The sequence below is a fragment of the Hansschlegelia beijingensis genome (assembly GCF_045505405.1).
Taxonomy (GTDB): Bacteria; Pseudomonadota; Alphaproteobacteria; order Rhizobiales; family Methylopilaceae; genus Methylopila; species Methylopila beijingensis_A.
This window is the reverse complement of sequence record NZ_JBJKEX010000621.1, coordinates 1-930: the sequence shown is the minus strand read 5'-3', so window position 1 is coordinate 930 and position 930 is coordinate 1. Positions and strand designations below refer to the sequence as shown.

Annotated in this window: 1 protein-coding gene and 1 other RNA gene; both read right to left on the bottom strand. The window is 70.6% G+C overall.

The features are described from left to right. Positions 1–133: 133 nt before the first annotated feature. Positions 134–292: non-coding RNA, 6S RNA (gene ssrS, locus ACIKT0_RS19185), on the bottom strand. Positions 293–341: 49 nt separating this feature from the next. Continuing rightward, positions 342–713 carry a cell division protein ZapA gene (zapA, locus tag ACIKT0_RS19180; protein ID WP_183393363.1) on the bottom strand — a complete coding sequence of 124 codons (372 nt, stop codon included), beginning with the start codon at positions 711–713 and terminating at the stop codon, positions 342–344. Positions 714–930: the final 217 nt, after the last annotated feature.

The window sequence follows — 930 nt, the reverse complement described above, 5'->3', positions numbered from 1 at the left end:
CCGCGAGGCCGGCCGCCAGCCGGCCCTCCTCCGGGAGCTCCGAGCGCGCCTTGAGGGCGCTGGCGCGCAGCGCCGCCTTCTGCTCGTCGGCGGCGGTGGTCTGAAGGGCCTGCTGGATCATCAAGAAACTGAGCGCGGAGCCACGATGGCCGTTGGAGTTTTGATCCCGGGACACCTACAGAGTAGGTGGGCGCCGTTGTGGCCAAGACCACGGTCAAGGCCAGTGACAGCTCCCGTTCGGAATCGTAAGGGCCCGGGGATTCTAGTTTCCTGACGCGCCCCGCAGCACCGCGGGACGGAAGATAGGCGACCGCGCGGCCGCGCGCCAGTGGCTTGGCGCCTCACTCGCGGCGAACGCCCTCTGCGAGCTCCTCGGCGAGCCGTTCGAGCCGCGCCGCGGCGTTGCTGACCTGCTCGGCCACGTCCGCGTGGCGGGCGTCGAAGGCCTCCACGGCGTTCTGGTCGGCGGCCTTGAGGGCGACGATCTCGGCCTCGAGCTCGGCGCGCGTCCGGCTCGCCTCGTTGAGCTCGTCGGCCATCATGATCGCCGTCATGATCGACAGGCGAATGTCGCCGACCTCGCCGAACTGCCGCTTGAGCTGCGCGTGACGCTCGTCGACGCTGCGGGCGAGCGACAGCAGGTGCTGCTCCTCGCCCTCGCCGCAGGCCATCTTGTAGTCGCGGCCGCCGATCTGCACCGTCACCTGCGGCATGGCGTCAGCTCCCCGCCTCGGCCAGCACCGACTCCACGGTGGCGATCGCTGAGTCGAGCCGCGTCTTCACCTCGTCGCGCGCCGCCTTGGCGGACTCGGCCTGCGCGGCCGAGACGACGTGCTCAAGCCCTCCGCCGGCCTGCCGATGGACCGCGTGATGTGCGTCTACGGCAAGGAGGAGCTCGAGGAGAAGGACAACGACGTCGCCTGCGCGACC